Raw genomic sequence first — 4,954 nt, 5'->3', positions numbered from 1 at the left:
GGCGAGGCTCGATCCCCCCGAGCCTCGCCGGACCGGCGCTGTTTCGCGCTCCCCTCGCACTTCCGTGCGCCCCCGGAGAGCAACCCCCGTTCCCCCGTACCGGCAGGTGCGCGACCCCGTTCCGCCGCCCCGTGCCGGCGGTCCCGGAGCCGCGCCCCTTCCGTGCGGTCCACTCTCCCTTCCGCGCAGGTCACGGCCCATCCGCATCCCTACTCATCTCGCCCTCTAGGTACGGGTACTCAGAGCTGGCTACGATCGCGGACGTGTCCGTACTCCCCCTGGTCTTCACGAGCGGCTGGGCGAGCGGGATCAACGCGTACGCGGTGGTCCTGCTGCTCGGCGTCTTCGGCGCCACCGGCCTCAGCGACGAGGTGCCCGAGGCACTGCAACGGCCCGACGTCCTGATCGCCGCCGGCGTGCTGTTCCTGTGCGAGGCGGTCGCGGACAAGATCCCGTACGTCGACTCCGTGTGGGACTCGGTCCACACGGTGATCCGGCCGCTCAGCGGCGCGGTGGTGGCGGCGCTGCTCGCCGGTCAGTCCGGTTCGCTGCCCGAGCTGGCGGCGGGCGCGGTCGGTGGTTCCACGGCCCTGATGAGCCACTTCGTCAAGGCCGGGACCCGGATGGCGATCAACACCTCTCCGGAGCCCTTCTCCAACATCGCGGTGTCCACGGCGGAGGACCTCGGCGTCGCCGGCATCATCACCTTCGCGATGTTCCACCCGGTCGCGGCGGCGGTCATCGCGGCCGTGCTGCTCCTCCTCGGCCTGGTGACACTCGCCTTCCTCGCCCACCACATCCGCCGCTTCCTGCGGCGCAGGGCGCAGCGACGGGAGGAGAAGCGGCTGGCCGACCGGGCTGTCGGCGGGGGCGGCTAGAGTCCCTGACATGGCACGGATTGTGGTGATCGGCGCGGGGCTCGGCGCCATGGCGGCAGCCGCACGGCTGGCCGTGGCGGGCCACCGCGTGACGGTGTACGAGAGCGGCGAGACCTACGGCGGCGGCGTCCGCCGCTTCACGCGCGACGGCTTCGGCTTCGACACCGGCCCCGGTCTGCTGCACCTGCCCGCGGTCTACCGCGACCTGTTCGTCAAGACCGGCAGGGAGCCGCTCGAGGAGTGCGTGACGCTCCGCCAGGTCGATCCGGCGAGCCGTCACGTCTTCGCCGACGGCACCCGCGTCGACCTGCCCAACGCCTCGCGCGCCGGGACCGTCTCGGCCCTGGACGCGGCGCTCGGCGCGGGCGCGGGCGCGCGGTGGGGCGACTTCCTCGTGCGGGCCCGCGAGGCCTGGGACCGCACCCGCCGGCCGCTCCTGGAGGAGCCGCGGCCGGCCGATCCGACGCCGCTGGGCCGCGAGCCCTACCCGGCACCGAAGGCGGGCCTGCTGCGCCGTCCGACGACCACGCTCGCCCAGGTCGGCAGCCGCGAGCTGCGCGACCCCCGGCTCGCCGCGCTCCTCGACTCGTACGCGTGGGGCTACGGCTTCGACCCGGCGACCGCGCCGGCCGCGGCGGCCGTGCTGCCGTACATGGAGCAGACCTTCGGCAGCTGGTACGTGGCCGGCGGCATGCGGGCGCTGGCGGACGCCGTGTACGAGCGGTGCGTGCAGCGGCGGGTGGAGTTCGTCTTCGACGCGCACGTGGCGGAGGTCCTGGAGAAGGACGGGAAGGCCCGCGGGATCCGGCTGGCCGACGGGGAGACGGTGGAGGCCGACCACGTCGTGTCGGGGGCACCGGTGCCCCTGCACCACGACGAGGACCGGATGCTCCCGCCGGACGGCGCGGAGCTCCGGCCGTCCCGTCCTGACGCGACCGGCCGTGTGACGGTCTGTCTGGCGCTGCGCGGGGCCCGGGAGTCGGGCGCGGTGCACCGCACGGTCGTGCACGCCTCCGCCGGCCTGCCGACGGTCACCGTCCTGCGGCCGGACGACCCGGAGCTGCGGCCCGACGACGCCCACGAGTCGGTGACGGTCACGGCGACCGTCCGCACCGGCGACGGGCAGGACCGGGCCGCGGTGGCCGAGCGGATGCTGCGGCAGGCCGAGGCGGCCGTGCCGCAGCTCCGGGAGCGGCTGCTCTGGCAGGAGGTCCGCACGCCGGAGCACACGCTCCGCGAGACCGGCGTCGCCGAGGTGCCCGGGCCCGCCCTGGCGGGTGCGGGCGGGCGGTACCTCCCGGCGGGCAACGTCTCCCTGCTCCCCGGCCTGTACTTCGCCGGCGGCTGGTCCCACCCCGGCGGCGGGCTGGCGCACGCCGGGATGTCGGGTGCGCTGGTCGCCGGGCTGATCGTGGAGGGAGCGGACTTCCGCGGCTCGCGGTGAGGCCCCGTCAGTAGCGGTAGTGCTGGTCCTCGCCGTAGCCGTACTGCTGCTGCTGTTCCTGGTGCTCGGTGTCGCGCTGCTGCGGCACCCACACGCCGCCGGGCGGGGTGTCGTAGGTGTACGAGGACGCGTACGGGTCGGCGTACGGCTGCTGCTGGTACGCGCCGTACTGCTGGCCGGCGTCGGTGTACGACTGCTGGCCGATGTACGGGTCGGAGTAGGCCGCGTACTGCTGCTGGCCGCCGGTGCCGTAGTCGTACGCGGGCTGCTGGTCGTAACCGGCGGCGTAGGGGTCGGCGTACTGCGGCTGCTGGTGCTGCTGCTGGTCGTAGGACGTGCCGTAGACCGCGTACTGGCCGGTGTCCTCGGGCATCGGCTCGGGCTCGTAGACGGCGGTGGTCTCGGCGGCGGCGAAGCCGTCCGGGTCCGCGGCCCGGTCCGCCGGCTCGTACGCGAGGTCGCTGACCTCCAGGGTCGGCCCCTCCTTCGCGGCGGGCCCGGACCTGCGGCGGCGGCTCGCGCCCGGATTGCCGCCCAGGGCCCAGCCGGTGGAGAAGCCGCGCCGGAAGGACAGCGTGACGTAGGTCTGGCCGACGGCGAAGGCGATCGCACCGGCGATGATCACCAGAACGGAGGGCAGCAGGACGCCGAGGACGACGCCGAGGAAGCCGCCGAAGGCGAGCAGCCGCCAGCGCAGCCGCGCCTTGTACTGCAGCAGCACCTCACCCAGCAGCCACAGCGCCACGACACCGAATGCGATGTAGAGGACCGTCCACCACATGCCCGCCCCTCTCCTACGGCCTCCGCCGCGGGTAGGGGCGGGTACGACCGGTCACGACTGCTGGTGCAGTCCGAGATTCTCGTAGATCTCGAGCGTCGCCCTGGAGTTGTTCAGCGTGATGAAGTGCAGCCCGGGGACACCCTCGGACAGCAGCCGCGCGCAGAACTCCGTCGCGAACTCGATGCCCATGGAGCGTACAGCGGCCGGATCGTCCTTGACCGCGAGGATGCGTTCTTTCACATTCTCCGGGAAGAGGGCGTTGCTCAGGACGGGCAGCCGTTCCAGGGTCCGGACGCTCACCACGGGCATCACCTCGGGGATGATCGGCGTCTCGCAGCCGGCCTTCTGCACGCTGTCCCGCAGCCGCAGATAGGCCTCCGGGTCGAAGAACATCTGGGTGATGGCGTAGTCGGCGCCGGCCTTGCACTTGTCCACGAAGTGGCGGACGTCGGTGTCCCAGTCCGTGGAGCGCGGGTGCATCTCCGGGAAGGCGGCGACGCCGACGCAGAAGTCGCCCGACTCCTTGATCAGCCGGACGAGGTCGGCGGCGTAGTGGACACCCTCCGGATGGGCGACCCACTCGCCGAGCGGGTCGCCCGGCGGGTCGCCGCGCACGGCGAGCATGTTCCGGATGCCCGCGTCGGCGTACTGGCCGAGGATGTTGCGGAGCTCGGCGATCGAGTGGTCGACGGCCGTGAGGTGGGCGACCGGGGTGAGGGTGGTGTCGGAGGCGATCTTCTGGGTGGCCTTGACCGTGCCGCCGCGGGTGGAGCCACCGGCGCCGTAGGTGACCGAGACGAAGCTGGGGGCGACCGCTTCGATCCGGCGCATGGCGTTCCAGAGGCTCTGCTCGCTCTTCTCGCTCCGGGGGGCGAAGAACTCGAACGAGTACGAGGTGCCACCGGAGGCGAGGATGTCGCGGACCGTGCGTGCGCGGTCCGAGCGGACGGAAGCGGTACCAAGGGCCATACGGGCAGGTTAGACGGGGTCCAGGAGTCGAGTGAAGTCGAGTCCGCGTTGTGGACATGTTTCAGGACACCGCACACAGGTCACCCGGGCCGCGTGACCACGATGTGGACGGCGGGGCTCCTCGGGCCCGGTGTGTTCAGGCCAGGCGCTCGCGGATCCGCTTGGCGAGGGAGGCCGTGGCGGCGGCGGGGTCGTCGGCCTCGGTGATCGCGCGGACCACGACGATCCGCCGGGCGCCCGCGTCGAGGACCTCGTCCAGATTCGTCTCGTCGATGCCGCCGATGGCGAACCAGGGCCGGTCCTGGGCCAGGCCGGCCGCGTACCGCACGAGGTCGAGGCCCGGTGCGTACCGCCCGGGCTTGGTCGGGGTCGGCCAGCAGGGGCCGGTGCAGAAGTAGTCCACGCCGGGCTCGGCGGCGGCCGCGGCCGCCTCTTCCTCGGCGTGGCAGGAACGGCCGATCAGCACCTCGTCGCCGAGGATCGCCCGGGCCGCGGGCACGGGCAGGTCGCCCTGGCCGAGGTGGAGCACGTCGGAGCCGACGGCGTGGGCGACGTCGGCCCGGTCGTTGACGGCGAGGAGCTTGCCGTGGCGGCGGCAGGCCTCGGCGAACACGGCGAGGTGCTCCAGCTCCTCGCCGGCCTCCATGCCCTTGTCACGGAGCTGCACGATGTCGACGCCGGAGGAGAGCACCGCGTCGAGGAAGGCGGGCAGGTCGCCCTGGCGCTTCCGGGCGTCGGTGCACAGGTAGAGCCGGGCGTCGGCGAGCTGCGCGCGAGGCGTGGGCATGTGGGTCCCCCCGTCGGGTGGTGCCGGTGCCGGGCCGCCCGCCCGAGTCGGCCGGCGGCCCGGCACCGCGGGTGGTGTGATAGGTGCGGCTCGGC

The 4,954-nt window shown here is 73.3% G+C and carries 5 protein-coding genes; 2 read left to right on the top strand and 3 right to left on the bottom strand.

The features are described from left to right. Positions 1 to 263: 263 nt before the first annotated feature. Both ACFVGS_RS37320 and ACFVGS_RS37315 read left to right on the top strand, forming a co-directional pair. A complete protein-coding gene (locus tag ACFVGS_RS37320) occupies positions 264 to 878 on the top strand; it encodes a DUF4126 domain-containing protein (RefSeq protein ID WP_384422028.1) in 615 nt (204 codons plus the stop codon). Positions 879 to 888: 10 nt separating this feature from the next. Beyond that, a complete protein-coding gene (locus ACFVGS_RS37315; protein WP_385696923.1) occupies positions 889 to 2,322 on the top strand; it encodes a phytoene desaturase family protein in 1,434 nt (477 codons plus the stop codon). A 7-nt stretch (positions 2,323 to 2,329) separates the two neighbouring features. Here ACFVGS_RS37315 and ACFVGS_RS37310 read toward each other — a convergent pair whose 3' ends face one another. From ACFVGS_RS37310 to thiE, 3 genes are all read right to left on the bottom strand, one after another. Continuing rightward, positions 2,330 to 3,103 (bottom strand): hypothetical protein, encoded by a 774-nt coding sequence (locus ACFVGS_RS37310; protein WP_385696921.1) that lies wholly within the window; start codon positions 3,101 to 3,103, stop codon positions 2,330 to 2,332. A 51-nt stretch (positions 3,104 to 3,154) separates the two neighbouring features. Beyond that, complete coding sequence (gene metF / locus ACFVGS_RS37305; RefSeq protein WP_384422023.1) at positions 3,155 to 4,072, bottom strand: methylenetetrahydrofolate reductase [NAD(P)H]; 918 nt, start codon at positions 4,070 to 4,072, stop codon at positions 3,155 to 3,157. A gap of 136 nt (positions 4,073 to 4,208) precedes the next feature. Beyond that, the gene (gene thiE, locus ACFVGS_RS37300; RefSeq protein WP_385435591.1) at positions 4,209 to 4,859 is read right to left on the bottom strand and encodes a thiamine phosphate synthase; all 651 of its coding nucleotides are present in this window, start codon (positions 4,857 to 4,859) and stop codon (positions 4,209 to 4,211) included. Positions 4,860 to 4,954 lie beyond the last annotated feature (95 nt).

The sequence above is a fragment of the Streptomyces sp. NPDC127114 genome (assembly GCF_042677525.1).
In the GTDB taxonomy this organism is placed as follows: Bacteria; Actinomycetota; Actinomycetes; order Streptomycetales; family Streptomycetaceae; genus Streptomyces.
This window is presented reverse-complemented; position numbering and strand designations above follow the sequence as displayed.

What these genes read in the sequence shown, in the direction of transcription:
- ACFVGS_RS37310 (WP_385696921.1), bottom strand. Translation starts at nt 3,103, where the DNA reads ATGTGGTGGACGGTCCTCTACATCGCATTCGGTGTCGTGGCGCTGTGG.
- thiE (WP_385435591.1), bottom strand. Translation starts at nt 4,859, where the DNA reads ATGCCCACGCCTCGCGCGCAGCTCGCCGACGCCCGGCTCTACCTGTGC.
- ACFVGS_RS37315 (WP_385696923.1), top strand. Translation starts at nt 889, where the DNA reads ATGGCACGGATTGTGGTGATCGGCGCGGGGCTCGGCGCCATGGCGGCA.
- metF (WP_384422023.1), bottom strand. Translation starts at nt 4,072, where the DNA reads ATGGCCCTTGGTACCGCTTCCGTCCGCTCGGACCGCGCACGCACGGTC.